General features: G+C 56.6%; 23 protein-coding genes. 6 read left to right on the top strand and 17 right to left on the bottom strand.

The genetic code is table 11. The annotated features are described in order from the left end of the window. The first annotated feature begins 199 nt into the window (after window positions 1–199). On the top strand, window positions 200–577 hold the full coding sequence (locus tag IQ254_RS13630) for a phage holin family protein (RefSeq protein ID WP_193966700.1): 378 nt from the start codon (window positions 200–202) through the stop codon (window positions 575–577). 135 nt (window positions 578–712) lie between these two features. Here the strand turns inward: IQ254_RS13630 and IQ254_RS13625 are convergent, their stop codons facing one another. From IQ254_RS13625 to IQ254_RS13605, 5 genes are all read right to left on the bottom strand, one after another. Then, window positions 713–1,804, bottom strand: coding sequence for a sulfotransferase (locus IQ254_RS13625; RefSeq protein ID WP_193966699.1), 1,092 nt, complete (start codon window positions 1,802–1,804; stop codon window positions 713–715). An 8-nt stretch (window positions 1,805–1,812) separates the two neighbouring features. Further along, entirely contained in the window at window positions 1,813–3,201 is a 1,389-nt protein-coding gene (locus IQ254_RS13620; RefSeq protein ID WP_193966698.1) for an aspartate aminotransferase family protein, read from the bottom strand. Between the two features lie 361 nt (window positions 3,202–3,562). Further along, window positions 3,563–3,895 (bottom strand): hypothetical protein, encoded by a 333-nt coding sequence (locus IQ254_RS13615; RefSeq protein WP_193966697.1) that lies wholly within the window; start codon window positions 3,893–3,895, stop codon window positions 3,563–3,565. 154 nt (window positions 3,896–4,049) lie between these two features. Then, window positions 4,050–5,150: a sodium-dependent bicarbonate transport family permease gene (locus IQ254_RS13610; RefSeq protein WP_193966696.1), complete on the bottom strand. Its 1,101-nt coding sequence runs from the start codon at window positions 5,148–5,150 to the stop codon at window positions 4,050–4,052. 873 nt (window positions 5,151–6,023) lie between these two features. Further along, window positions 6,024–6,869 (bottom strand): squalene/phytoene synthase family protein, encoded by an 846-nt coding sequence (locus tag IQ254_RS13605; RefSeq protein WP_193966695.1) that lies wholly within the window; start codon window positions 6,867–6,869, stop codon window positions 6,024–6,026. Window positions 6,870–7,268: 399 nt separating this feature from the next. Here IQ254_RS13605 and hpnH point away from each other — a divergent pair, with 399 nt between their 5' ends. Then, window positions 7,269–8,279, top strand: coding sequence for an adenosyl-hopene transferase HpnH (gene hpnH / locus IQ254_RS13600; protein ID WP_193966694.1), 1,011 nt, complete (start codon window positions 7,269–7,271; stop codon window positions 8,277–8,279). 200 nt (window positions 8,280–8,479) lie between these two features. Here hpnH and IQ254_RS13595 read toward each other — a convergent pair whose 3' ends face one another. The 4 genes from IQ254_RS13595 to IQ254_RS13580 all read right to left on the bottom strand — a co-directional run bounded on the left by IQ254_RS13595 (window position 8,480) and on the right by IQ254_RS13580 (window position 12,589). Continuing rightward, window positions 8,480–9,490, bottom strand: a complete 1,011-nt coding sequence (locus tag IQ254_RS13595; protein ID WP_193966693.1) for a glycosyltransferase family 2 protein — start codon at window positions 9,488–9,490, stop codon at window positions 8,480–8,482. Window positions 9,491–9,637: 147 nt separating this feature from the next. Then, window positions 9,638–10,429: a C40 family peptidase gene (locus IQ254_RS13590; protein ID WP_369011304.1), complete on the bottom strand. Its 792-nt coding sequence runs from the start codon at window positions 10,427–10,429 to the stop codon at window positions 9,638–9,640. 18 nt (window positions 10,430–10,447) lie between these two features. Then, window positions 10,448–11,917: a hypothetical protein gene (locus IQ254_RS13585; RefSeq protein WP_193966692.1), complete on the bottom strand. Its 1,470-nt coding sequence runs from the start codon at window positions 11,915–11,917 to the stop codon at window positions 10,448–10,450. A 267-nt stretch (window positions 11,918–12,184) separates the two neighbouring features. After that, a complete protein-coding gene (locus IQ254_RS13580; protein ID WP_193966691.1) occupies window positions 12,185–12,589 on the bottom strand; it encodes an AbrB family transcriptional regulator in 405 nt (134 codons plus the stop codon). 342 nt (window positions 12,590–12,931) lie between these two features. Here IQ254_RS13580 and IQ254_RS13575 point away from each other — a divergent pair, with 342 nt between their 5' ends. Genes IQ254_RS13575 through cbiB form a run of 3 tightly spaced genes read left to right on the top strand, consistent with a single transcriptional unit; the run spans window position 12,932 to window position 14,484 of the window. After that, complete coding sequence (locus tag IQ254_RS13575; RefSeq protein ID WP_193966690.1) at window positions 12,932–13,114, top strand: hypothetical protein; 183 nt, start codon at window positions 12,932–12,934, stop codon at window positions 13,112–13,114. Next, window positions 13,080–13,523: an RrF2 family transcriptional regulator gene (locus IQ254_RS13570; RefSeq protein WP_193966689.1), complete on the top strand. Its 444-nt coding sequence runs from the start codon at window positions 13,080–13,082 to the stop codon at window positions 13,521–13,523. Before IQ254_RS13575 ends, IQ254_RS13570 begins: the two co-directional genes overlap by 35 nt. Further along, the gene (gene cbiB, locus IQ254_RS13565) at window positions 13,501–14,484 is read left to right on the top strand and encodes an adenosylcobinamide-phosphate synthase CbiB (RefSeq protein ID WP_193966688.1); all 984 of its coding nucleotides are present in this window, start codon (window positions 13,501–13,503) and stop codon (window positions 14,482–14,484) included. The genes IQ254_RS13570 and cbiB overlap by 23 nt, the downstream gene beginning before the upstream one ends. Before the next feature lie 104 nt (window positions 14,485–14,588). Here the strand turns inward: cbiB and IQ254_RS13560 are convergent, their stop codons facing one another. From IQ254_RS13560 to IQ254_RS13550, 3 genes are all read right to left on the bottom strand, one after another. Next, complete coding sequence (locus IQ254_RS13560; RefSeq protein ID WP_278000324.1) at window positions 14,589–15,569, bottom strand: formylglycine-generating enzyme family protein; 981 nt, start codon at window positions 15,567–15,569, stop codon at window positions 14,589–14,591. Window positions 15,570–15,731: 162 nt separating this feature from the next. Then, a complete protein-coding gene (locus IQ254_RS13555; protein WP_193966710.1) occupies window positions 15,732–16,796 on the bottom strand; it encodes a bile acid:sodium symporter family protein in 1,065 nt (354 codons plus the stop codon). 123 nt (window positions 16,797–16,919) lie between these two features. Then, on the bottom strand, window positions 16,920–17,336 hold the full coding sequence (locus tag IQ254_RS13550) for a YidH family protein (RefSeq protein ID WP_193966686.1): 417 nt from the start codon (window positions 17,334–17,336) through the stop codon (window positions 16,920–16,922). A gap of 149 nt (window positions 17,337–17,485) precedes the next feature. On the opposite strand from IQ254_RS13550, the gene IQ254_RS13545 reads away from it, so the two are divergent. Beyond that, window positions 17,486–17,890 carry a YidH family protein gene (locus IQ254_RS13545; RefSeq protein WP_193966685.1) on the top strand — a complete coding sequence of 135 codons (405 nt, stop codon included), beginning with the start codon at window positions 17,486–17,488 and terminating at the stop codon, window positions 17,888–17,890. A gap of 196 nt (window positions 17,891–18,086) precedes the next feature. Here the strand turns inward: IQ254_RS13545 and IQ254_RS13540 are convergent, their stop codons facing one another. The 5 genes from IQ254_RS13540 to IQ254_RS13520 all read right to left on the bottom strand — a co-directional run bounded on the left by IQ254_RS13540 (window position 18,087) and on the right by IQ254_RS13520 (window position 22,366). After that, complete coding sequence (locus IQ254_RS13540; RefSeq protein ID WP_193966684.1) at window positions 18,087–18,467, bottom strand: DUF202 domain-containing protein; 381 nt, start codon at window positions 18,465–18,467, stop codon at window positions 18,087–18,089. Then, window positions 18,460–18,882 (bottom strand): DUF1622 domain-containing protein, encoded by a 423-nt coding sequence (locus IQ254_RS13535; RefSeq protein ID WP_193966683.1) that lies wholly within the window; start codon window positions 18,880–18,882, stop codon window positions 18,460–18,462. The genes IQ254_RS13540 and IQ254_RS13535 overlap by 8 nt, the downstream gene beginning before the upstream one ends. A 44-nt stretch (window positions 18,883–18,926) precedes the next feature. Continuing rightward, window positions 18,927–19,298 carry a hypothetical protein gene (locus IQ254_RS13530; protein ID WP_193966682.1) on the bottom strand — a complete coding sequence of 124 codons (372 nt, stop codon included), beginning with the start codon at window positions 19,296–19,298 and terminating at the stop codon, window positions 18,927–18,929. A 189-nt stretch (window positions 19,299–19,487) separates the two neighbouring features. Further along, window positions 19,488–21,185 (bottom strand): arylsulfatase, encoded by a 1,698-nt coding sequence (locus tag IQ254_RS13525; RefSeq protein ID WP_228040656.1) that lies wholly within the window; start codon window positions 21,183–21,185, stop codon window positions 19,488–19,490. A gap of 611 nt (window positions 21,186–21,796) precedes the next feature. Further along, window positions 21,797–22,366 (bottom strand): cupredoxin domain-containing protein, encoded by a 570-nt coding sequence (locus IQ254_RS13520; protein WP_193966681.1) that lies wholly within the window; start codon window positions 22,364–22,366, stop codon window positions 21,797–21,799. Between the last annotated feature and the right edge of the window lie 53 nt (window positions 22,367–22,419).

Genomic DNA, 22,419 nt, shown 5'->3' with positions numbered 1-22,419 from the left:
GGAATACTCTAGGGGCAGAATCACTCTAGTTTGAGCTCCTGCCCAGGCTCTCCCTAGCTCCGAAATCTTATCTGTTAAGAAATCCCTCAACCCGATGGCCAGAGGTGAGTTCCCCCCTACAGCCCGTGGGAGAATACAGTCGATTTCAGATCGTAGTCTGCGGTTGACGCCTCAATTGAGTCTTTTAGGAGATTTGACTATGCTGCTCTATTTGCTAAGTATTTTGGCGACAGCCCTGTCGCTGTTGCTGGTGTCGGCCCTGTTTTCGGGCGTGGTGTTGGCCAACTTCCCGGCGGCGATGGTGGCCGCGGTGGTCATTGGCATTGTCAACGGCATCATTAAGCCGGTGCTGTTTATTCTGTCGCTACCGATCACCATTTTGACCCTGGGGTTCTTTTCTCTGGTGGTTAACGGTGTCTGTTTCTGGCTAGCGTCGTTAGTCACACCAGGGTTTCAAGTCCATGGTTTTTGGGCCTTTATCGTTGGCCCTATCGTGCTGTCGGTGGTATCTACCGCACTGAATAATTTCTTTGTGAACCAGGCAGCTAAGCCCGGGGTCAATAACCTCGAGGGTTAGCGCTAGTACTCGAAGGCTGAAATATGTCCACCGTTCCGGATCGCTTGGCTCCCTAGCTCCCCTGCTCCCTAGCCCTAAGGCATAGTATCTAAACTTGCGCCGTGGAGTACTAGTTCTCCCTACAAGCAGGCTTTTTCAAGCCACTTCTAGGCTGTAACCCCAGCGTTGGATGTAGGCATACCAGGCATTCTCGATCGCACTAACTGTGTCAGCATCCAGCGCATACTGGTTTTGCTGATAATCTTTGAGTCCCGCTAGGTAGGTCTCAAAATGAGGACGGGCAGCCTCAAAATCGGGCAGTTCTAGCTGCTCAAACAGGGTCTTCAATGCCTGAAGTGGATTGGTCTGCAAATCTTCAAAGCTCAGTTCTGCAAACTGACTGGGCGGCAGATCCATCGTATCGGTTTTGAGCGCATCTAATAGAAACGGGTAGCTCTCTAACACCAGCGAGTCAATCGGCAAATCGCCGTAGTCTTGCAGGGCCAGCTCCGGCAGCAGGCGCGTGAAATAGTGCCGCGCCGACAGAAACACCCGGTAGGGATTGCGGTAGATATGAATGAATTTGGCCCGGGGCCACAGCTCGCGCAGGTGGCGCACATAACCCGTATAAACCGGATTTTTAATCAGCAGCGGGCGCTGCCCCTGGTGTATCGAAACTTTTTGGAGCAGGTGGCGGTGCAGGCGTTGCCAACGCTCAATATCGGCCTGGCCACCTTCCCCAAACACATCCCGGCGAAAGTGAGCCTCAAACTGCTGGGGGAAATACATGCCGTGATAGTAGGAGGTCGCCCCCATGGTCGCCAGGGGAATGGAATCTTCCTGGGGGGAGGTGGGCGTCACCGCCACGTTATCCACGTAGCGGTCCTGGGGTAGGGCTTTTTCTAGCAGCGGCTCTAGCGATCGCACAATCCCCAAAATATCCCAGGGCATGCCCGTCACCAGGGGGGTGATGTAGCCAAAGGCGGGGCACTGGGCCATGACATTGTGCAGGTGGGTGGTGCCCGATCGCCAATAGCCGACGATAAAGATCGGGTCGGGCATGGGCGGCTGGGGAGACAGTGCCAACAGGGCTTGTTCCGCCGTCGAAAAGGGCCAGCGGGCCAGGGATACCGCTAGGGCCAGAGCTGCCTGGGGGTAGCGATCGCGGGCGGGCAGTCCATTCTCCCAAAACAGCTTTAGCAGAGTGGGTGGATTGCTGCCGCAGAGGGGATGAAACAAGCTGGCCATGGCGGGGGCTACCGGGCTCCGGCTTTGGTTTTCATCGCCTGGGTGGCCAGGGTTTTGCCAAAGTCCCAGGCGGCTCCCGGTATCCGGTGGGCATCGGCCACCACGTCGGTGACGGCCTCCACAATCCAGCGGCGATCGCTCTCCTGTAGGGTCAATGGCGGAGTAAACTTGACCACATTCATGCCGTAGCCTGCCACCTGGGACAAAATTCGGTGGCGAGTAAACAGCGGCACCGTAATGATTTGCGAGAATAGGCCTCGGTTGGCGGTCTCCAGCATCTTCCACGACAGCTTCAGCTTCAGGCTCTTGGGTTCGCCAAACTCCAGGGCTATCATCATGCCCCGGCCCCGCACCGCCTTCAGGCAGTCATACTGCTCTACTAGGGGCTGTAAGTCGGCCACAATCTGCTGCCCCATCTGGGCGGCATGGTCAATCCAGCCCTCGGTTTCGAGCACATCGAGGGTGGCCAGCCCGGCGGCCATGGCCAGGTTGTTTTTACCGAAGGTGCTGCCGTGCACCACGGCACGATCCATGCGGTTGAACACCTTATCGAAAATCCAGGGCCGACAGGCTACCGCCCCGACCGGCACAAACCCGCCCGACAGGGCCTTAGCCATGCAGAGCAAGTCGGGCTCCACGCCAAAGTGCTCTACCGCCCACCATTTACCCGTGCGGCCCAGCCCGGTCTGTACCTCATCGGCGATGAACAGACTGCCGTACTGACGGCAGAGCGCGATCGCGCCGGGCAGATAATCGGCCTCAGGGATCCACACCCCGTGCCCCTGGATCGGCTCGGTGATAAAGGCGGCCACATCTCTGCGCGATAGGGCCCGCTCTAGCGCGGCCAAATCACCGAAGGGAACTTCAATAAAGTCGGGCAAAAAGGGGCCAAAGCCTTCCCTAAAGTGAGGGTCGCCGGTAGCGGATAGGGAGCCCAGGGTGAGGCCGTGGTAACCCCCGGCGCAATAGACAATTTTGCCGCGACCGGTGGCGTAGCGGCTGAACTTGATTGCCGCCTCGACGCTTTCGGTGCCGGAGTTGGCGAAAAAAATTCGGTCTAGCCCCGGCGGCGTGATCTGCTGGAGCTTTTCGGCCAGGAGGCCAGATAGAAGGGATACATCCATCTGCACCAGGTTGGGCAGTTGCGCCGTCAGCACATCCTGCAGCGCCTGGACAATTTTAGGATGGTTGCGCCCCAGGGCAAACACGCCGAACCCGGCGAGCAGGTCGAGATAGCGATCGCCCTGGTCGTCAAACAGGTAGGGCCCCTCGGCGCTCACGTAGTGGCGATCGAACCCAATGGTCTTGAGCACGTTGACCATCTGCGGGTTGAGGTACTGGGCGTGGAGCGCGAAGTTGTCTCGCTGACGCTGTTCGAGCTGGTCCAGAATATTCATTAACTAACGGGGAAAGAGGGGCGATATTCGATCTAAGCGTATTCCAACGGGCGCACTTAGCGGTTGGGGAAGTTCCCAAAAGAAAAATGGGTAAGGGACAATAGCCCCTATACCCAAACCAAAAGATGTCATGAGTCTATCGTCTACCCTAAGTCAGTGGCTAGGGCGCTCTGAGTGCCAAGAGCAGGTTGAGGCGTGGCCAGTCGCTGGCAGACTGCCGCGAATGGTGTATGCCGCGTTACACCTGGGGTTAATGCGGGCTCGTTGGCTACTGGAAATCGAACTGTCGAGCCGCGCTGCCCCAGACTTGGCCGCTGTCACCAGGCCCCAGAGGGCGCGATCATGCCGGTGTTGTCTCGATTCAACAGCCCTCTGGCCCACAGAAACTGTGCCCAAATAGTACCTCCGCTTCACAGAGATAGGCAATGCCCGCATAGTCGTTGAAAAATTTTATTCCAACCTGGTCCGCAATCTTCTCGGCCATATCCCGATTTTCGGTGAGCACCTCGAATTTTATATTCGACTCGATGTCAGAAACGATGGGTTGTCCTGACGAGCGCACGTTACGACTGCCTTTACCGCCAGTCTCTACCACCGTGTAACCGGTTGCCCCGGCTTCGTCGATGATCTTGGCGATCTTTTTCAGCAGAACCTTCTCCGTGACGATAACGAGCTTGCTGGCTGGTTTTCCCATGGGGGTTACCTCTTGATGTGTGTATTCATTGAACGATATAGAAACTCAGGGAAACGGCAGCACCGCGCGCTGTCGCGCTGCCCTGCCTGTCTCACTGGGCCATCGCGCTGGTCGCCGGGCCTGGAGAGTACCGGCAGACCGGAGCCGTCTGGGATTAGCTGCCCGACATCGCCTGGGCGATCCCCACGAAGAGCGGTATGCACAATGCAATGGCAACCGGTGTGCCGACAGCCGTGGACGCGCCGATATAGGCGGAGGGATTGGCCGTCGGGATACCGGCCCGCAACGTGGGTGGCCCTGAGATGTCTGAACTGGAAGCAGCAATGATGGCCAGGAGTGCTACGCCGCCAAGGCTGAACCCCGTAGCGTAGTGGGCAATCATGCCGAGACCGAAGGCGATAAACCCATGCAGAAATGGTGCCACAAAAGCATACAGAGCATACCATTGAGCCACCTTACGCAGCTCATTGAGTCGTGCCCAAGCCTCCATCCCCATAATCACCATCAGTACCGAAAGCAGGCCGCGGAAGAGGGGATCGTAGAAGCTTTCATAGACGCTTGCAGGCTGGGTCAGCAGGCCTAGAGCGAGACCGAGTAGCAGTGCCGATAGGGCAGAGCCTTGGAGGCTTTCCTTGATGATGGGCCAGATCTGGACTCGCTCATCTGCAGAGCCGCCCGTCTCGGTGAGAACAGGGGTACCACCGCCCTGCCCTCCGATATACTCCTCTTTTCTGAGATACTCTTCATTTTTGCGATACTTGTCGCGCTTCTGCTTGTTGGTATAAATACTGGCCAAGACGATCGCCGTCACGAGCGCTGGGATATCCATAAAGGGATAGAGTGCGCCGGCCCAGGCCTCATATTGAACGCCTTGCCCTTCCAGTACCGTGATGCCAGCGGCGAGGGTAGAGCCACTTACGGCCCCAAACAAGCCCCCGGTCGCAAGCGCATCTACGGTTTTGATGCCCCGCAGCTTGGCCAGCGTGTAGCTCGCGATGAATACAATCAGGATCCCCGTTATCACAGCGAACAGCGCGGGCAACAGAATCTCCGTCAAATTGGATTCGCGGATTCCCTGGCCACCGGTCAGGCCGACTTTCATGAGCAGCATGAAGACGATAAACTGATAGGCCGCATCTGGAATGGCCAGTTGGCTACCGAGAGCGGCGGCGACAATACCACCAATCAAAAAGCCAAGTGTCGGAGACTGCAACTGCTCCCCGAATTTCGTCAAGAAATCTAACAAGAAATCCACGGTGTAATTCCTCCTTGAATCAGGTCTTAGGGGTTAGGGGTTAGGGCGGCAGGCAAGGGTAGCCTTGAATCCTGACTGGCTCCAAGCATCCGAGTGAGCAGCGAGTCAACCCGCCACTCCATACACTCCTCCACAGAATCCACAAGGTAACAATTGCCTCCCATGGGGTTATGTAGACGACTGCCTTACCATGGTCAGATAGGAACTTTTTAGGCAGTAACGCTAAAAGCTCCATTGACTTCAGTAAATGAGATCAATTCTTTCCATGTAGGTAATCTTATGGTTAGACGGTCAAGAAGGGAATACCTTTAATAGGCAAGTTTTGTTAATGTTACATATATAAAATATAAGTCCTAGTTATATCTAGAATGCGATCGCATAGGCATTGCCAATGCAGAAAGCCGTCAGAGACCACCCCTACCTGGCTCATATGTATAGCCCATGCAGAAAGCCGTCAGAGACCACCCCATACCTGGTTCAGCTGGTTTTAATTGGGAAAGCAAGCAGGGCCAAACTATCGACGTAGCCCAGGCCGATGCTTTATGGCTTTGGATAAACTAAGTAATCTCAGACGATACACCGAGGAGTATTGTCTGTTGTAACCGCACGGTAAGACGCTGCGGGAGTCACAGCTGCTTGGCTAGTACTCGAAGGCTGAAATATGTCCACCGTTCCGGATCGCTTGGCTCCTTAGCGCCCCTTGTATGTTGAGAACAGTGGTGCTAGATGGCCCAAGCTTGTAGCCAGTAATGGACATTAATAGACCAAGACCGAGACCAGCCTAAAAGCCCAACCGTCCGAGGGCTTTAGCAAACATCGCAGACGACGATTTTGGTCGTAAACGTGAATCATTTAAGAGATAGAAGATGCTCATTAGACTTTAGTCATAAGACCGTTAGATTTGCCAATGCCGAGGAGCGGCGTCACGATCGCCATCACGTCAGCCCGACTCAGCTTCTCACGGCCCTGGGCTAGCGCATCGACGGTGGCGTGGGCCAGGGCCAGGGGAATGCGGCAAAACAGCAGAGCAGGCCCCTGGGGCAGGGCCTGAGTGTAGGCATCGGCCATCTTTAGGTTGCGACGAGCATAGCGCTGCATGTCATCTGCCGTCCACCCGTCAGGGAAGAAGTCGACGCCGCGATCGCTGTCTTCCAGGTGATTGCGCAAAATATTTACCGATTGCAGGCCACGGCCAAAGCCGATCGCCTCCATGCGGCTGGTTTCGGTGCCGTCGTACCAGGCCCACAGGTCAGACAGCATCAGCCCCACAGCCCCGGCCACGCTAAAGGTGTAGCGATCGAGATCGGCTTCGGTTTTGATCGTCCAGTTTTGCTCAACCCAGTAGGCCATGCGATCGGCCATGGCGGCGGTGGCATCCCAGATGCGGGGGGCGATCGTATCGGGGGCCAATAAGGCCCACTCACCAATTCGGAGGGTTACTTCCTCCAGCTGATGCTCGTAGCCGTCAAACCCGGCGATAAAATCGTCTACCTCCGAGGCTTCTGTACCCGCCTGCAGGTTGAGGCTCAGCTGGCGCAACAGCTTTACCTTAGTGTCACTGTCTAGGGTGGGGTGGTCTTCGATCTGGTCAATCGCTCTCATGCACAGGTATGCCGAAGCAACCGCCTCCTGGAGGCGGTTGGGCAGCAAGCTAATCGGGATAAAGAAGGTTCTGCTAGTCTCCTTCAGCAAGTCCAGCGCAGATTTGATAGATGGCATCGAGCGATCTCCTCACACTACTTGGATTTTCGACCATATTGGTTGAATTTCGGCCAGCAAGCATTAATAGAGCATTAACGGCGCCTAAGTTCGCTATAGGCGGTACCTGAGAGTACCAATACCTGAGGCATCTGTGAACCGCGTTGCCTCCAGTGATAGGTGCGGGCTAAACCGGTTAAAACAGTCAAGATGCTTCATTCTGGCACCAGAAATAACGGCATGACGAGATTTAGGAGAGCGTGATATTGGGCTGAAGACAACCGTTCTCTCCAAAATGAACTACGGTGGTTAAATATTTAATCTCAGGCTTCGAAGGACTGGCATTAGCAACCGCCCCGGTGCAAGCCGCCCTGATGCAGGGTTTACCTTCGAACCATCACACCCGAGGAGTGAAGAGATATGGCCATTCACATGCAGCAGGCCCTAGGCGTGGGGCAGTATCTGGTGACCCAGCGCCTCAAAGGTCGCAAGCAGTACCCTCTGGTGCTGATGCTAGAGCCCCTGTTTCGCTGCAACCTAGCCTGCTCGGGCTGTGGCAAGATTCAGCACCCCAAGGAGATCTTGAAACAAAATTTATCCCCCGCAGACTGCTTCGCGGCGGCTGAAGAGTGCGGGGCTCCAGTGGTGTCGATTCCCGGTGGGGAACCGCTGCTGCATCCGCAGATTGATGAAATTGTGCAGGGGCTGGTCGATCGCCGAAAGTTTGTCTATCTCTGCACCAACGGTCTGCTGCTCGAAAAAAGCCTCGCCAAGTTTACGCCGTCGCCCTATCTCACCTTCAGCGTGCACCTCGACGGCATGAAAGCGCTGCACGATCACTGTGTCGATCGCGCGGGTGTGTTTGATGTCGCCATCAGCGCCATTCGGGCTGCCAAAGCGCGGAGGTTTCGGGTCACCACCAACACCACCGTGTTTGAGGGCACCGACCCCCAGGAGATTCAAGATCTGTTTGACTACCTGACAGAACTCAAGGTCGACGGCATGATGGTGTCGCCGGGCTACAGCTATGAGTGGGCTCCCAACCAGGATCACTTTCTCAAGCGGGAGCAAACAAAGGCGCTGTTTAGAGAAATTTTGGCCCCGTTTACCGCGGGCAAAAAGCAGTGGGAGTTTAACCACAACCCGCTCTTTTTAGACTTTTTGATGGGGCAAAAAGACTACGACTGCACTCCCTGGGGCAGCCCCAGCTATAGCGTGTTGGGCTGGCAAAAGCCCTGCTATTTGCTCAACGAAGGCCACTACGAGACCTTTCAAGAACTGCTCGACAACACCGACTGGGATCAGTATGGCCACAAGAGCGGCAACCCCCAGTGTGCCGACTGCATGGTGCACTGTGGCTATGAGCCCACAGCGGCAGAGGATGCTCTGAATCCGCAGAATATGCTGCGATCGCTCACCAGCCTCTTTTAGTTGTCTTGGGAGAACTGGGTAATAGAGACCCCCAAATTCTTCGAGGTTTCTCGCTAGGGCGCAGGGCCTGCGCCCCTACCTGGACGTATTTTCTGGGTTGTGCCCCTAGCTCCTCTGCCCTTGGGGGCCGCCAAGTTCGGCTCGGTTTGGGATTTGGTTTCTTTCACCCCTGCTTGCGCTCAGGGTGCGCTCAATCACGACTACGGCTCACCCCCAGTACTCACCACCTCGCGCACCCGGTAGATCGGTCGTTGCTGCGATTCGTGGTAGGTGCGCATCAGCAGCTCGGCCAGCAGGCCAAAGCTAAATAGCTGAATGCCCGCCAGCAGCAGCACAACGGCTAAGACCAAAAGAGGGCGATCGCCAATATCCTGACCCGCCAAAATTTTCACCAGGGTGAGGTAAATGCCCAGGGCCACCCCGGCCACCATCGATATCAACCCTAGACTGCCAAAAATATGCATAGGGCGGGTCAGAAACTTTTTCATAAAATAGACGGTGAGCATGTCCATCATCACCCGCAGGGTACGGCCCAGGCCGTATTTGCTGGTACCAAAGCGGCGGCGGTGGTGGGTGACGGGCATTTCGGTAATGCGGGCCCCTTCGATCACCGCCAGGGCGGGCAAAAAGCGGTGCAGTTCGCCGTAGAGGTTGAGGTCGTGAATCACCTCGGCCCGGTAGGCCTTCATCGAGCAGCCGTAGTCGTGCAGCTCAACGCCGGTAACGGTGCCGATCAGCCAGTTGGCAATTTTCGACGGAATCAGCCGCGTCAGGGTGTTGTCTTGGCGATTTTTGCGCCAGCCGCTGACCAGGTCATAGCCCTCGTCAAGACGCTCGATCAGGTGGGGAATATCGACCGGATCGTTTTGCAGGTCACCATCCATGGTGACTACTACCGGGCCTCGGGCCAGGTCAAACCCGGCGGCCATGGCTGCCGTTTGACCGTAGTTGCGGCGCAAGATAACGGCTCGCAGTTGGGGGTATGGCTGGGTTAGCTCTCGCAGGCGATCGCTAGAGCCGTCGGTGGAGCCGTCGTCGATGCAGATCAGTTCCCAGGGACGACCCAGGGGGGTGAGTACAGCGGTGACGGCCTCGACCAGGGCAGGCAGACTGTCGTATTCGTTGTAGATGGGCACCACGACCGAAATGTCGATCGGGGCTATTTCCTGGGGGAGGACAGATGACGCAGGTGGGTGGATGGAGGAGAGCATAGCAGCCAGAGAGAGACGACCAGGTCAGCGCAAGCGATCGGATGATGTGACCTGAGTCTACAGGTGTACGACGGTGAAATTTAGCCCTGCGCAACGGGATATTTTTCATCCCTCAAGTCGAGCCATCATGGGGGCTCTCAACTGGAGCTAACCCACCAGATTGCCGGGGCAGTAGCTGGCCATGACCCGGCCCGGGCGGCGGCGCTGAGGATAGTAGGCGGCGCTGACCGGGTGGGCCAGATCGACAAGCGAATCAATGCCAATGCCGTTGCGCCCCTGGTCAATGCCGGAGCTGTGGATATAGTTACCCTGCCCCAGGTAGAGCCCCACATGCTTGGTGCGATCGGGAGTCCCAAAAAAGACCAGGTCGCCTGGCTCCAGGTCGTCCCAGGCGATGGGTTGGGTAAAGGCTTCTTGCTGGTACGAGTCGCGGGGCAGGCAAATGCCCGCCGCCGCAAAGGCGGTCTGCATCAGCCCAGAACAGTCAAAATTGGGCTCGACCGTGCCGCCCCATAGGTAGGTATTGGGGGTGGCCATGGCCCGATGGGTAAAGCCAATGACCGCAGGTAGACGGGGCACAATGGCGGCGCGATCGAGGGGCCGTGCACGATAGGGCCGTGCAGCGGGTGCTAGGGTGGTGCGATCGCGATCGCTAATCCAGCCGGAGTAATTGTCTGCGCAGAGGGTAACGGCCCAGGCCCCCTGCTCGGGGCTGTCGGCTAGCCACAGCTGGCGCCCTGCCGCCGCCTGGGTCACCAACCCTTCTAGGCGGGGCGTTTTGTAGAGGTTGAGGGGCTGTTGGCAACGGTATTCACCCCCATCCCGATTTAATCCGCAGGCCTCGATCGCGACCACTGGCTTTCTCCCCGATACATGCAGCGATTGTACCGACCCCGGCTCCCCGGCTCCTCGGCTCCCCCGGCTGTAGACCATAGCCACCACCTTCACCGCCCGCTACTACTCTGCCTTCTCGCCCGTGTTGCGCACATTCACCACTTTCTTGAGCACGTTAAACCAAAAGGTCGACCCCATGGAAATCGCAAAGCCGCTCACTAGCCAGCCCAGCAGACGACGGGGAATAAACTTGACGGGCCATGTTTCTTCAGCCGCCAGCTGCTGCTGGATGACAACATCGTTATAGCCCAGGGGAAACGGAATCTCGTCTAGGGCCTGGTTAACGGCCTCCTGCATTTGGCCAATGCTGTCATTAAAGTCGCCACTGGAGTCGGCCACAAGCTGGTCGGCGGTCTGGGTAATCGAAGTTCGTAGAATGGGGTCAACCGCCAGGCGAGTGGCAATGTGAAAGGTGTCGGCGTTGATCGACACTGCGGTGGCAATGCCAATCAGCAGGGCTACGGCTTTGGCATTGCGTTTGTAAACACCAGTGGCCCGCTCCATGCCGCGATCAAACCACTTCTCGATTTCAAAGCCAAAGCGCTTGACCTCGTCGCGAGTGGCATCGGCGGTGGCCTCAACCCGGCTGGCGATCGCCGCCAGACTGTCGCGTAGAGCCGGGGTAATCGGTGCCTGACCTAGCTGATCGAGCAGGGCTTGGGCGGTGGGGTTATCGGCCTGAGCCAGACGGCTGAGCTCAGCGTAGACCGCACTATTGGGGTCAAACACGTCGAGCAGATTAGCCACATTGGGCCGCAGCTTGCTGAGCAGGGCCGCTTTCTCGGTAGAGGTGCTGGCTAATCCGCGCTTGATGTAGTCTAGGCGGCGCAAAAATGTCTCGGTTAGGGGGTGGTTGTCGGGCAAAATATCTTTGGCCATCAGGCTAAAGTCATCGAGGCGACTGACCAAACGATCGAGGCTTTCGGGCAGCGAGACAATGCCCGCCCGAAAATCATCGACAATCGTATGGACACCTTCTTCGAGCTGCTGCAACTCGGCATTGAGCAAAAACTCGTTACCGGTACTGGCCTTGAGGTCGCTGAGAATATTGGCCACTGGGGCCAACAGGCGATCGCGAGCAAAGCCAGCAATGCGATCGTCGGCCAGCACCTGCCATAGGTCACCCAGCTGCATCCGCTCTAGCAAACTGTTGGCAAAGGCTTCAGCGGGAATGTAAGACGGGCCGCTGGTTTTGCCCACCCCAAACACGTTACGCTGGCCGGTAACAGTACGATAAACACGGCCAATAAAATGCGAAATTTGTCGGAACGAACGGGCGATCGACCCCTTAGCTTCTTGGTCTAAACTGCGAATCCAGGGGCTCTCGTAGAGGGCGTCGGCCAGGGCTTGGGCCGCCTTCTCCTTGTCGCGCTCATTACCAGCTAAGAGAACCTCAATAGATTGCTTTAAATGCTCGGCCCGCCACTGCAAAAGCGTGCCAATAATCTCCTGAGCCTCACTTGCCAATAGACTCAAGACAAAGAAGATAAAGACTAGCCCCAGGGCAATGTCTAAAACTATAGGAAAGTTCATAGACTAACTACACAATCCCTTACTTTTAACACCCTACCTATTTGGGCTCAGGCGGTATACAACAACCCGAAACCAGAACACAAAAAGCTGCCGCCTAGGGCGTTTAAATTACTTAAAGACAGCTAAAGACAAGTCCATTTGACAGCTGAGGGTCACTAAAAAAGAGCAAACCAGCCCATTTCGGACTTGGTTTGCCCATTGTACTCAAGCGACCTAAAAACGGATCACATTTATCGCTCGACTAGACCGGGTCACCTAGGGGCGGTCTTAATCGTCGTCATCTCCTAACAAAGCCCCGTCTTCGCCAAGCTGCTTCAGACGAATATGCTTACGCCCGAGGGTGATTTCAAACTCATCACCGGGCTTGAGGCCCATCTGCTTAGTGTAGGTCGAGCCAATTAGGAGGTTGCCGTTAGACTGTACCGTAAGGCGATAGCTGGCACTACGGCCACCGCGCCCGTTAACGTTTTGGGTACTGTCGAGTTGAATCCCTTCGGCTTCGATCAGGGCGTTACGAAATTTCATCATGTTGACGCGGGGATTACCTCCCTTCGTCACGCTGTAATAGCCGCAGGCTTTAGCCTTATCTTCTTTGCTGAGTTCGTCAAGGTTCTTGACTTTTTGTATAAGTTCTTCGCCGACCAGTGGTTCTACCTGAGTTGCGTTAGCCATTAACTCTATTCTCGTTCACAACGGTTTGCTCCAGTCAATGTGAGCAGGGGCAACAAACTTGCGCACCCTAGCTCTACTTTAATGACAACAGGCAAAATGATACTACAGCGAAATAGTTTTTGCATTCTCTTTTTTTAAAGGCTCTAAACATTCGCCGATTTTTTTCGGGTTTTGGTCAGGAGATGCAGATTTTTACCTAATCCAAGTTTTCAGAAAGATGATAGTCATCTCGATGATTTAACTGCCTAATTAACGCTGGCGTAGACGATGGTGAACGAGCTAGTAAGCCTGTTGCCAGGTACAATTTCAAACCGCCTGCTTGTTCTAAGGTGGTTTTTGGTCATGGGCAAAGCGCTAGCCTACACTCAGGTAGATAACGCTCTGGGGTGGGGCTACTGCTGCGATCGCCCATCGTCGGGGCGCCCCGACGATGGGGCCTTATTTCAAATCAATCACCCTATTTCAGATCAATCAGGAGCCGAGCTGGGCTATGAAACTTACGACTCGCGGCCACTACAGCGTTAAGGCTTTGCTCGACCTGACGCTGCATCCCTCGCGGCAGCCGGTCTCGGTCAACACCATCGCCAGTCGCCAGGGATTGCCGCCGCCCTACCTCGAAAAACTTCTCATTGCCCTGCGCCAGGCGGGCATTTTGGAATCGGTGCGCGGCCCCCACGGGGGCTATCGCCTGGCTAAGCCCGCTGACCAGATTTTTTTGGGCCAGATCTTAGAGGCCGTGGGCGAAGCGGTAGACCCACTGCCCCGCCACAGCCCCCAGGCCGACCAGGCCGAAGACTGGGTCACCTTTGCGGTGTGGAATCGCCTCTCCCAAAAGCTCAGGGAAGCGCTCTATAGTATTTCCCTGGAAGATCTGTACTTCGATGCCCGCAGTTGGCAGGCGGCCCAGGGGGATGATGTCAGTTTTGTGGTTTAGTCGGGCGGCAGTGTTGGTGTTGGCAGCGGCGGGCGATCGCCTAGTGGGCGACCCCTGGGGCTGGCCCCACCCGGTACAGGCTATCGGGCAAGCGATTAGCTGGGGCACCGAGAAAATTCTGGCCCTGAAGCGATCGCCGCTAGGGGAGCGCGGCCTGGGTGTTGTCCTGGGTCTGAGCGTCATCATTGGCAGTGGGGCGGTGGGGTGGGGCCTGGTGACTGTAGCCAGCCGCCTGCACCCGTTACTGGGGCTGGGCTGTGAGGCGGTGCTTTTGGCCAGTTGCCTGGCGGGGCGCAGTCTGCGTCAGGCCGCCGAGGCTGTGCTGACGCCGCTGGAGCGTGGGGATATCTCCATGGCGCGGCAGCGTCTGGCTCGCTATGTGGGGCGCGATACCGAGACGCTGGACGAACCTGAGATCTTGAGAGCAGTGCTAGAAACCGTGAGCGAAAATGCTACCGATGGCGTACTGGCACCGCTTTTCTACGCCCTGGTGGGTGCTTTTCTACCGGTGGGTAGCGTGCCGATCGCACTAGCCTACAAAGCCGCCAGCACGCTGGATTCGATGATTGGCTACCGCGATGCCCCCTACACTCACCTGGGCTGGTTTAGCGCCCGGCTCGAAGATGCACTTACCTGGCTGCCCTGCCGCCTAACGGTATTGACCATTGCCCTACTGTCGGGTCAGCCTGGTCATGTGGTGGCGCTGTGCCGTCGCGACGCCGCCGCTGACCCCAGCCCCAATGCGGGCTGGAGCGAATGCGCCTATGCCGCCACCCTGGGCGTGCAGCTGGGGGGGCAGAATCAATACCGAGGCAACATTCAGGAAAAGCCGCTACTGGGGGATGCCGTGGTGCCGATTACGGGCGATCGCATTCTGCAAGCCCTGGCCCTCACCCGCCGAGCCACCCTGCTGTGGATCGCTCTAGGCGTCGGTGCCCTGCTTTGGCGATCAGGCATGTAGGCAGCCGTATATAGAGTGTGCTTTTAAAGGGCGTGCGGTTAGGAAACATCACCTCGGGTAGACGCTGGGACGCTGGTGCAGCGGCGGATTTTGAATTTTTGCAGTCAAGCCGTCGAGGCCTCCTTTGAGGCTGATTTCACCAAACGAAACCCCACATGAGTCGTACCGGTATCTAGCGCTTGCGATTCCCTGGCCGCCGGGCGGTAGCGGCTGCAGTAGTTTTTAGCGCACAGGTAGGAGCCGCCTTTGATCACGTGCATAGCGCCGTCTTGGGGCTTTTTGGGATCGTAGCTCTGGGCCTGGGCGGGGCCGGTCGGATCTTGGCTGTGGGCATTACCGTCGTGGTGCACGGTGTACCAGTCGGCGGTGAGTTCCCAGACATTGCCGGTCATGTCGTAGAGCCCATACCCGTTGGGCGAAAACGACATGACCGGGGCTGTGCCCAAGTGACCATCGGCTTTGGTATTAAAAAATGGGAACAGACCCTGCCATGTGTTGGCCTGCCTAGCGGAGTACTGTTCACCCCAGGTGTAAGTGCTGCCCTCGACTCCGCCACGAGCGGCGTATTCCCACTGGGCTTCGGTGGGCAGTTTGCGGTTCGCCCAGGCGGCATAGGCCACGGCGTCTTTGTAGGCGATATGTACCACGGGATAATGGTCTTTACCCCGAATATCGCTGTCGGGGCCGAAGGGGTGTCGCCAGCTAGCCCCGGGGGTCCAGCGCCACCAGCTCAGATAGGCGACTTGCTGAATGCCTTCCTCAGGCGGCTTAAACACGAGCGAGCCCGGTGCCCGATCGTCGTCAGATAAATCGGGGAACTGCTCTTTTGATAGGGGTCGCTCGGCCACGGTGACGTAGCCAGTGGCCGCTACAAACTCGGCAAACTGAGCGTTGGTGACCTCGTGGGGCTCAATGCAAAAGCTGCTGACGGTGACATCTGCGGCGATTTTTTCTTCTACAAAGTCAGAGCTGTCTGACCCCATGGCGAAGGTGCCGCCAGGAATATACACCATGTCGCTGGGGCAGGGGGTGGCCGGGGCGGCGAGGACGTTGGGGACGGCCAGAGCACCACTGGTCAATACCATTAGGCAGAGGCTGGTCAGGGTCAATAGAAGCGAAAACAAATTCATACTAGAAAGCTATGGTGTAACGTTTTCAGGCCTGCCGTAGAGCCTGGCGAGGATGCTTTGAATAGCCGTCGCCACAGCGAGAAGGGTTTTCCAGTAGCGCCGAGGAGATGGCCAGCGCTACTCCTCGGCGATCGCCTGCTGCTGCCGCTTGATCCAAACGTTGTAGGGCAAAGCCGCGATCGCCCCCACCACCATGTAGGCGATGATGGTCGGAATCGCCTGGATTGCTCCATTGGCGGTAGCCAAAAACAGGGCCAGGCCGGCATTGCGGGCAATGGTGCCGGTGGCGATCGACGATCGCGTCTCAAGATTAGGGCCACCCAAAAGATGGCCAAACATCAGCCCAAACGCGACCACCAGCGGAATTACCGCCAGCCCTCGCCAGGGCACCGTGGGAATCGTCACCAGGCTGAACCCCAGCAAAAATACCAGCAGCACCATAAACAGGGTGTTCGCCACGGTCGTCAGCAGATCGCCAACGTCGGATGCCATCTCCCGACCCAGGCTGCGAATCAAAATTCCTAGCCCCAGCGGCAAGAACTGCACCGTTAGCACCTGCTTCGCAATGAGCAGATAATCGGCACTGGCCTGTACCCGAGCGAAGATAGCCGTTAATAGTAGCAGGGTCAGCGGGGTCGTCACGACTGCCAGGGTCGCCAGGGTGACCTGAAGACTGGTGGCGATCGCCACATTGCCCCCGGCCATGCTGGCCCGCTGGGTCAAGAGTGGTGCCCCCGGTGACGCCGCCAGCACCGCCAGCCCCAGCCCGATCGCCGCCGCCTCCGGTTGTCCGTGCAAAAACAGATAGCCAATGACCGTGGCCCCTAAGGGAAATATCACTAGGGCCGCCAGCAGCGATCGCCCCAGCAGCCCAGGCTGCTGCCAGAGAATGACCAGACTGGCCAGGGGTGTTTTGACCCCCAGAGTCAGCATCAGCAGAAAGATGGTCATCGCCGTCAGGGTCTGCACCACCTGGCTATTGAGGGTAAACACATCCGCCAGCTCAACCCCAGTAAGTGCCAAAGGTATAAACGCCGCCAGTCCTAAAAACAACAGCACAATGGCCACGGTCAATCCCTGCGACCAGCGTTGAGCCGACATCCCCGTCCGCTTTTCGGCCAGGTCAGTACGTTTCTCTGCCAGGCCCGTTCGCTGCATGGCCAGCTCATTATTAATGGGCATTGCTGGTGGGTTATCCGCAGGAACAGATTGCTGAGTAGGATTGCTCATAGCAGGAAGGCTAGAAAGAACAAGTGAATTGTGAAACGTGATGCTGGCCGGCACAGCTGATTGAGCCGCGTCGGTTCAAGGTGCGGCCACGAGGGGGCTAATCAAGATACCGGCAAAGGCGATCGCACCCAGAAAGGCGAGCACGTAGGCCACGATCAAAGACGGAGAATGGCGCGAGACATACACCAAGTCATTGCGCTGAATGCGGTGCAGCTGGTGGCGATGGTCGAGGGCGGCGAACAGCAAGGCCAGGGTGCCCAGGGCCACAAACGACAGGCCTAAAATGCGGGATAGCCGGACTGGATTCACGGCCCCGCCCAACGTCTGATCAATCGTCGCCACAATTCGGTCAATACCAAAGCCAAAGCCAATCAGCGAGAGGGCCGTGCGAATCCAGGCCATCAGCGTGCGCTCCTCGGCGGCTCGGTTTCGCTCTTTGGCCAGTTCGGTACCGGGGTTAGGCACCGGAGGCATTGAATTAGCATCACTCATGGCGGTTATAGTTATCTAAGTCGGCAATCAGCAGCGAGATCAATCCGCGATCGGCCAATCCGCTAACTCGGATGACAGGGCTTCAACGTCATAAACTCGACTCGGCTTGCTAAACTCAGAGCTAAATAGTCTATCCGAGAGCCAGGTCTATGAGTGCGGCTCAACCACCCAAGTTGTTTGGGCCGACCAATGAGTTGGCGAAGGAGCGCAATCGGGCGGCGGCTGAGCGTACCATCAACGCCTGGATTGGCAACTGCCTCAGCCTGATCGGCTTTGGCGTTGCCATCGATCAGATCGCGCGCAGCCTGCGGCAGCGATTTCCTGACGTCAACCCGTTGACGACCGAGGCCGCCACCCATATCACCAGTCAGGCGTTTATCGGCATCGGCCTGCTGCTGCTGGCCATTGCCCTGCTCCAACACCGGATTGCAATTAAAACCATCGAGCAGGCCGACTACCTGCGGCTGTCGGTCGATAACCTGAACCGCATTGTCGTCCTGGCTATTTTGTTGAGCAGTTGTGCCGGGCTGTTTGCGGTTCTGTTTCTGCTGTAAGAACCCTGGCTGACGGTAGGGTAGGCACGGCCCACCAGCACTAACCCCAGGCATTCGGCTAGGAGCTAGCAGCGGCTGCAAGTTGTGGCCCTCGATTGCTGCGATCAACATCACGCTATTTGGCAACCCCCTAGCGGTTCTTATCTTGGTTGTGACGACCATAGGAGATTTTCTCACCCTGACTAAAACTCCCGAATCAAAGCCTGATAAACGCCACCAGCCCGGTGATAAAAAGCGTCCAACCGGTCACCGCACCCAGGGACCAGCGCGGCGTGAAATAATATTCGGGCTGCCGCAGGCGTTCCATTTCTCCTTGGTAATCATAGGCAGCAAAAAGTAAATTTACGACGCCAAGACCAACCAAAACAAGACTCAGCAGATAGACCCATTCGTTGATGAAGGGGGCAATGGGCGACAATTTCCCAATCACCTGATCAATCCCGACCCCGGTACTGATCAGCGTGACGCTGTTGCGGACAAACGACAGCAATGAGCGATCGGCGGCAATGCGGTTGCGCTCGTGAGCCAGCTCAACCTGGGCATTTGGCGGATAGGGCGTTTGCATCGGCTCATTCATGGGTTGCATCCTCCGAATCGTCAACAAACAGGCTGCGGTATCGATGGGCTTTGGCTTGCTCGCGCATTTCAATCTGAATTTCGATTTCTTTATTGAGAAAGTAGTTTAAAAAGGTCCTAATCACGGCAATCACAGCCAGACGAATGAGGGCTTCGGTAGTGGGGGCAATGGTGGTATTGAGAATATCGGCCCCCAGCTGAAACTCCAGGGCCAGAGCCAGCCACAGCCCAAACTTTAGCCGCACCTGAATAAACGGAAACTCTACCCTTTTTCGGTGCCGAACCAGCTTTAAAACTAGCTGAGCTGTGGCGCTCAAGCCCATCAAGACGCAAAACACCGCAATCCCCTCTAACATCACCTCGCCAATCTGGGCAATGGAAAGGAAAACCCCTTCAATATGGTGCAGCCACTCCATACCTAACCTCCTGATTCAGGGGATGATGTGGAAAACACCTCCTCCTACAGCAAAAACGTAGTGGCATTGGGGCCAGCATTGATCATCAGGTTGAAGACCAGAAACTCGGCCAAAACCAGCCCAATTTCGCCCCGGCTACCGCTGGGCAATAGCCCAGACGCCGCTAGCAGACCTAACCCCCTGGCCATACCCCAAAAGCCAATCACCTGTAGCCGAATGCGGCCCAGCTTTTCTACCAGGAGAATAGCGGCGATAAACCCCAGAATTAAAAATAGATCCACCAAGGCTGCCCCCTGGGCAGCCTTCATCTCGCGAGCCATAAAGTCGGTTTCACTGGCAAAAGCCAGCATAGCGATGATGGCCGGAGTAAAGATGCCGATGCCGTAAACAATGACGACGTAGACGAAAGCTACCACCGCCCCGCCTAGGCCCATCAAAGTACCCCAACTAAAGTGACCAGCAGGCTGTCGTTTATCATCAATACCCCTCAGATACCTTGGTTTGATTGCATACCAGTTTTGCAAGCTGCCCACCCAGCGGGCAGAGCAAAGCTCTAAACCCCCAGCCCCTGCAAAATGACTAGCCCCCAGAACTTGCCTAGATATCTAAGCGTGGGGCTGCTTCTGCAGCATCTCCAGAGCATCATCAATGGTGAAGCTAGCTGCCTTTTGCCGGGGAGGATAGGCCTTGAAGGTCTCTAGAAACTGACCGACAAATTTCTGGGCCGGCAGCAGCAGATAAACGTGATCCAGATACCAATCCCAGTAGGTGTTAGCGGTAATGGTAGCCTTTTCGTAGGGGTCGGTGCGCAGATTGTACAACCAGGGAATGCGAGTAGCCACAAACGGCTCACCCCACAGGGCCAGGGTGCCCGCTTCCCGCTGCTGGGCAAAATGCACCTTCCAGTTGTCGTAGCGCATGGCCAGCAGGTCGCCGTCATCAGAGAAGTAATAGAACTCCTTGCGCGGGGCGGCGGTGGTTTCGCCGGTCAGGTAGGGCAAAAAGTTATAGCCATCCAGATGCACCTTAAAGCGCTTGCCGCTAGCCTTGTAACCAGTCAGCAGCTTGTCTTTCACATCGGGTACACCAGCGGCGGCCAACAGGGTCGGCATCCAGTCCATGTGAGACATAAAGTCATTGGTCACAGTTCCTGGCTCGATATGCCCCGGCCAGCGCACCATGGCTGGCACCCGAAATGCCCCTTCCCAGCCGGTGTCCTTTTCTCCCCGGAAGGGCGTCATGGCCGCATCGGGCCAGGTGTTCATGTGGGGGCCGTTGTCGGTGGCGTACAACACAATGGTGGTGTCGGCAATACCCGCCTCGTCGATTGCATCCAGCACCTGACCCACATTTTTGTCGTGGTCAATCATGACATCGTGGTAGGGCGACTGCCAGCGACCCGCCTGGCCAATACTCTCGGGCTGGGGGTGGGTACGGAAATGCATGTGGGTGAAGTTTGTCCACAAAAAGAAGGGCTCATCTGTCCCCGCCTGCGCTTTGATGTACTCAACCGATCGCTCAGCAACGTCATCGTCAATGGTTTCCATCCGCTTTTTGGTCAATGGCCCGGTATCTTCGATGCGGCCATCGGCATAGCTGTGGATGACGCCGCGAGGGCCAAAGACTGTGGCGAAATTAGGAAATTCTTCGGGCTTTGGATAATCCGGCAGTTCGGGTTCTTCCTCAGCATTCAGGTGATAGAGGTTGCCGTAGAACTCATCGAACCCATGATTGGTGGGCAAAAATTCGTCTTTGTCGCCTAGGTGGTTTTTACCAAACTGGGCGGTGGCATAGCCCTGCTCTTTGAGCAGTTCGGCAATGGTAGGGTCTTCAGAACTGAGTCCCAGGTCTGCGCCAGGCAGACCCACCTTGCTGAGGCCGGTGCGAAAGACGCTTTGCCCGGTAATGAAGGCCGAACGACCCGCAGTACAGCTTTGCTCAGCGTAGTAATCGGTAAACAGCAGGCCTTCGGCGGCAACCCGATCAATATTGGGGGTGCGAAAGCCCATTAGCCCTTTGGTGTAGGCGCTGATGTCGCTCTGGCCGATGTCGTCGCCCCAAATAATGACGATATTGGGTTTGCCCGACGGGGGAGCCGCTGCTTGCACAGCGGCGGCTTCTTTGTCGGTGCCGTAGGAGGAATAGCTGGCGGCTAGGGCCGATCCATGGGGTTGCCCCAAAAGATTAAAGGGCGCAAACACCATCACAATGGCCAGCGCCATGGCAGTAAACCGGGTTAGATGACGATGATGCCAGGTCGAGGACGCCCCAAGGTTGAAATCAGGGGGATGAGAATTGGGCATAGGTTCGGTAAGTCTGGTAAAAGCTAACGGTTTGCAAGGTGCGCTATGCACGAATAGAGTTGGATGATTCTGCAACCACGCATGCTGCAAAGTGCTATAGAGATGAGTCTACCGACTACATATCAGGAATTTATAAAATGATTTGCAATGGTTAACGTGGAAAAGCAGGCTTTCAGTCAATAGAGCTCGCCACAACCCTTGCTATTCAAGGTTTGCAGGATGGCTATTCAGAAATGGTAACTTTTTGAGCGAAAAAATTTTAATTGGCAATTGAGGCTTACCTGACATGCGTGGCAGTTTTATCATCCTGCTTGCGCCCTGTCTCCGTAGGCGAGTTGACACAAATGAAGTCGTTGCCATTTACCCAATCCCCCCGGTCTGTAAAATATAGCGGTGTGCAAGTGAAACAAGTACACTCTGCTCCCTGTCACCTACTCCCTGTTCCCTTTGGACTGTACTTAAGCAACATGAATAAGGCTGTACGTCACTGAGTATCGCAATGACGCCATCATTTAGGAGTATACGGAGGCGATCGCCTCGCTCATCACCCAGCGCTGGACGCAGAGTAGCGCTGGATGCGCTGCGTATGCCTTGGTATTATTACCGCTGGGCTAGTGTTGAGGGCTGGGGGCAGCCGCTGTCGTGGTCTTGGCAGCCGTGCGATCGCCCACTACCTCCACCGTGCCGCGAAACATGTTCATGCCGCAGGTAAACTCGTAACGCCCGGGTTCAGCAGGGGTAAACTCGATCGCGGTGGTCTGATCTATCGGCAAGTCTTGAGCAATGCGAAAGTCCGGGAATCGCACCGCCTCCAGGCAACTGCTGGGGTCTTGACGATAAAAATTGAGCCGCACCGGCTGGCCCGCCTGCACCACAATCTGGCTGGGCTCATATCCCCCATCGACGGTGATGGTAATTTCTTGTACCCCGTCCGTAGTGGTCGCCTGACGAGACTTGGGTTGGCTAAAGAGAAACCACCATAGCTCTAGCCCGATCAAGCCCAAACCCGCCCCGGTGACCGCCACCTTAGTCCACAGGGGTTGCTCAATCCGCTGAAACTGACCGGCTTGTCCAGCAGCCTCCATAGCGCCGTGATCGACTTGAGCGGGGGTGCTACTGGCGAGGGCCAAGAGCAAGCTGAGGCTGACGAGACTGGCAAAAATAAAGAGTTTGAGGCGCATGGTGGGTATCTGTTAGTGGCGAGTTCTGCTGGTGGAAAAAGGGGGTATGGGTG

The organism is Nodosilinea sp. LEGE 07088 (genome assembly GCF_015207395.1).
In the GTDB taxonomy this organism is placed as follows: domain Bacteria; phylum Cyanobacteriota; class Cyanobacteriia; order Phormidesmidales; family Phormidesmidaceae; genus Nodosilinea.
Note: the sequence above shows the minus strand (reverse complement) of the source record. Positions and strands in the feature narration are given on the sequence as shown.

Excerpts from the sequence above, each read along its gene's own strand:
- IQ254_RS13525 (WP_228040656.1), bottom strand. The coding sequence starts at position 21,185 with ATGCCCAATTCTCATCCCCCTGATTTCAACCTTGGGGCGTCCTCGACC.
- IQ254_RS13535 (WP_193966683.1), bottom strand. The coding sequence starts at position 18,882 with ATGGAGTGGCTGCACCATATTGAAGGGGTTTTCCTTTCCATTGCCCAG.
- IQ254_RS13520 (WP_193966681.1), bottom strand. The coding sequence starts at position 22,366 with ATGCGCCTCAAACTCTTTATTTTTGCCAGTCTCGTCAGCCTCAGCTTG.
- IQ254_RS13605 (WP_193966695.1), bottom strand. The coding sequence starts at position 6,869 with ATGCCATCTATCAAATCTGCGCTGGACTTGCTGAAGGAGACTAGCAGA.
- IQ254_RS13625 (WP_193966699.1), bottom strand. The coding sequence starts at position 1,804 with ATGGCCAGCTTGTTTCATCCCCTCTGCGGCAGCAATCCACCCACTCTG.
- IQ254_RS13570 (WP_193966689.1), top strand. The coding sequence starts at position 13,080 with ATGAAACTTACGACTCGCGGCCACTACAGCGTTAAGGCTTTGCTCGAC.
- cbiB (WP_193966688.1), top strand. The coding sequence starts at position 13,501 with ATGATGTCAGTTTTGTGGTTTAGTCGGGCGGCAGTGTTGGTGTTGGCA.
- IQ254_RS13575 (WP_193966690.1), top strand. The coding sequence starts at position 12,932 with ATGGGCAAAGCGCTAGCCTACACTCAGGTAGATAACGCTCTGGGGTGG.
- IQ254_RS13630 (WP_193966700.1), top strand. The coding sequence starts at position 200 with ATGCTGCTCTATTTGCTAAGTATTTTGGCGACAGCCCTGTCGCTGTTG.
- IQ254_RS13585 (WP_193966692.1), bottom strand. The coding sequence starts at position 11,917 with ATGAACTTTCCTATAGTTTTAGACATTGCCCTGGGGCTAGTCTTTATC.
- hpnH (WP_193966694.1), top strand. The coding sequence starts at position 7,269 with ATGGCCATTCACATGCAGCAGGCCCTAGGCGTGGGGCAGTATCTGGTG.
- IQ254_RS13560 (WP_278000324.1), bottom strand. The coding sequence starts at position 15,569 with ATGGTATTGACCAGTGGTGCTCTGGCCGTCCCCAACGTCCTCGCCGCC.
- IQ254_RS13550 (WP_193966686.1), bottom strand. The coding sequence starts at position 17,336 with ATGAGTGATGCTAATTCAATGCCTCCGGTGCCTAACCCCGGTACCGAA.
- IQ254_RS13580 (WP_193966691.1), bottom strand. The coding sequence starts at position 12,589 with ATGGCTAACGCAACTCAGGTAGAACCACTGGTCGGCGAAGAACTTATA.
- IQ254_RS13545 (WP_193966685.1), top strand. The coding sequence starts at position 17,486 with ATGAGTGCGGCTCAACCACCCAAGTTGTTTGGGCCGACCAATGAGTTG.
- IQ254_RS13595 (WP_193966693.1), bottom strand. The coding sequence starts at position 9,490 with ATGCTCTCCTCCATCCACCCACCTGCGTCATCTGTCCTCCCCCAGGAA.
- IQ254_RS13555 (WP_193966710.1), bottom strand. The coding sequence starts at position 16,796 with ATGCCCATTAATAATGAGCTGGCCATGCAGCGAACGGGCCTGGCAGAG.
- IQ254_RS13620 (WP_193966698.1), bottom strand. The coding sequence starts at position 3,201 with ATGAATATTCTGGACCAGCTCGAACAGCGTCAGCGAGACAACTTCGCG.
- IQ254_RS13615 (WP_193966697.1), bottom strand. The coding sequence starts at position 3,895 with ATGGGAAAACCAGCCAGCAAGCTCGTTATCGTCACGGAGAAGGTTCTG.
- IQ254_RS13540 (WP_193966684.1), bottom strand. The coding sequence starts at position 18,467 with ATGAATGAGCCGATGCAAACGCCCTATCCGCCAAATGCCCAGGTTGAG.